The organism is Paraburkholderia sp. CNPSo 3281 (genome assembly GCF_024206515.1).
Classification (GTDB): domain Bacteria; phylum Pseudomonadota; class Gammaproteobacteria; order Burkholderiales; family Burkholderiaceae; genus Paraburkholderia; species Paraburkholderia nodosa.
Window position 1 is genome coordinate 1 of sequence record NZ_JAMBPS010000125.1, and the last position, 2,666, is coordinate 2,666.

General features: G+C 63.5%; 2 protein-coding genes. Both read right to left on the reverse strand.

The window, feature by feature from the left end:
* Window positions 1-85: 85 nt before the first annotated feature.
* Window positions 86-874, reverse strand: a complete 789-nt coding sequence (gene istB, locus M3I56_RS40330; RefSeq protein ID WP_254358618.1) for an IS21-like element helper ATPase IstB — start codon at window positions 872-874, stop codon at window positions 86-88.
* 6 nt (window positions 875-880) lie between these two features.
* Complete coding sequence (gene istA, locus M3I56_RS40335) at window positions 881-2,401, reverse strand: IS21 family transposase (protein ID WP_254358621.1); 1,521 nt, start codon at window positions 2,399-2,401, stop codon at window positions 881-883.
* Window positions 2,402-2,666: the final 265 nt, after the last annotated feature.

The window sequence follows — 2,666 nt, forward strand, 5'->3', positions numbered from 1 at the left end:
TGTCACGGATCGGCGTAATCGAGCCGGGGATGATCGGCGTAATGAGGCCACTTGGAATGGCCCCGAAACGCGATTTCGAAGGGACTCAAGAATGCGTTTTTTTGCCTGATTTTGCAACCGCGTTTTCGCCGTTCTCGGGCATCGGTTTCGGCTTGCGGAAGCTCTCACCCTCAATGACGACACGGTAGGCGCCATGCCGTAGCCGATCGAGCGTGGCAGCTCCGAGGATGCGGTTGTCGGGGAACGCGTCGCCCCATTCGCTGAAGTCGAGATTCGACGTCAGGATCGTCGCCGCGCGCTCATACCTGGCGGCGATCAGGTCGTGGAAGTCTTCGTCGTGGGGCGCACGCAGGGGTTTGAGTGCGAAGTCATCGACGATCAGCACCGGAACGCGCACGAACTGCTGCAACTTGCGTTCATAGAGCTCAGTCGCCCGTGCTGCATGCAGCTTCTTGAGCAATTCGGTTTGCGTGATGAACAGGACATCGCGGCCCTGGCGTGCGGCGCAGTGGCCCAGGGCCTGCGCGAGATGCGACTTGCCGACGCCGGTTTGGCCGACCATCAGCACGCAAACCTTCTCGTCGATGTAGCGGCCGGCGGCGAGATCATGGATGTGAGCGCGGTTGAGTTTGGGCACGCGGTCGAAGTCGAAGTTCTCGAGCGTCTTGCCCATTGAGAAGCCAGCGCGGGCGAGCCGCACACCGAGCTTCTTCTGCTCTCGCCGCGCGACCTCGTCGTGCAGAAGCGTGGCGAGGAACTCCGTGTAGGCAAGTTGCCCGTCGATGGCTTGACGGTTGCGTTGCTCGAGCGAGTCGAGGATGCCCGAGAGGCGCAACTGCTTGAGGATCGTGTTCAGTTCTGGACTGGGATGCATAGGCGTTCAATGGATCAGAAGGGAATGGAGGTCACGGCCGAAGCGGCCGCCGTTCAGATAGGTGTCGGCAGGCGCCGGCGTCGGCGCTGGTGCGGTGGGCTGGCTGTCCAGCCCCTTGTCGAGGATCGTCTTGACGGTGCGGTACTTGGGGCTGGCGAACACGAGCGCACGCTCGCACGCAGCCTCCAGTCGTTGATCGCCGACCTTCTCGCGAAGCCTCACGACGCCCTGCGCGCCGCGCAGGTTGATGAGCACCTTGTCGTTGAACATCGCGAGAACGAGCGCGTGGCAGGCTGGTCCGATATCCTTTGCCCGCGCCAGGCACCACTGGGGATCGTGTTCGAGCCACGCTTGCGCTTCAGGCGGCTGGTGGTCACGTACCGTGTGGCGATCGCCGGGCTTGCGCAGGCGCGGATGCGTCGCGACGAGCTCATGGCGGTGGAACACCTGCACGACCGTGTCGGTCGCCTTCAGCCACAGCTGCTTGCCGACGAGCGTGAACGGCACCGAATACAGCGCCTTCCTGTAGACGACGTGCCCGTTGGTATGCACCTTGGCCTCGCACCATACGGCCAGCACTGGCGGCACATCGGGCAGTCTGGCGAGCAGCGGCTTCTCGATGGCGAAACGTGCAAGCGGCTGCTCGCGCGTCGTGCCGTGCTCGCGCGTGCCGGCCTGCTGCATCACCCAGTCGCGCAATTGACGGTTGGCGTCGGCGAGATCGCGGAATTCGCGCAGCGGCACGAAGGATCGTTTGATGTATTTGACTCCGGCCTCAACGACGCCCTTCTTCGCAGGATCGTGTGGAGGGCATGCATCGATCCGGAAGCCGTACCCCTCGGCCAGCGCGGCGTACGAGCGCTGTACCTCGGGGTCGTACATGCACGCCTTTGTGATCGCGCACTTGGCGTTGTCGATGATCACGCGTTCGACGCGGCCACCGAACCATTCGAAGGCGCGCCGGTGACAGGCCAGCCACGTCTCGACCGTCTGATCCAGCACGACCTCGGCGTATTGATGACGCGACCAGCACAACGTCATCACGAAGAACCATGTCTTGAGCAGCCCCCCGGACTCATGCATGAGCACCGGACCGGCGCCGAAGTCGACCTGTGCGGCGTCCGCCGGCGCGAACTCCAGGATCGTCGTCGCTCTCACGCCGCGCTCGGCCTTCAGGTGCAGCAGGAAGCGCCGCACTGCCGAATAGCTGCCCGTATAGCCGTGGTTGCGCTGAAGCGCGTTGAAGATCGTCGTGCCCTGCACGTCGGCGTCAAACCAGCCGCGCACCAGATCGCGAAACGGTTCAATCGTGGACACGCAGCTACGCGGCAGCTTCGGATTGCGTCCGAAGATCGCTGCCAGTTCGGCGTCGTCCGGCAAGGGCCGACTGGGATCGAGCCAGCCCCGAGCGAGCGCGAGCTGCCTGACGGTCTTCAGCTTCCCACGCCCCATCAGGCGTGCGCTGGCAATGTCGCGGTCGGAATCGCCCTGACGCATGCGCGCCAGAACCTGTCGATACTCAAACACTTCGAACCTCCTTCGACTCATCGGCCCTCCGGGCAAAAAGTCCGAAGGTACCGGGTTGCGGAAATTCGAAATGCGTTTCGGGCCGGCGCCTGACACAACACTGAGCCCGCTACGTGGCTCGATTACGCCGATCCCGAGGTGGCTCCAATACGCCGATCATCGAGTGGCCCGATTGCGCCGATCATGCACTGGCTCGATTGCGGCGAACATCCGGTGGCTCGATTACGCCGATCCCGGAATGGCTCGAATATGCCGGTCAGTGACA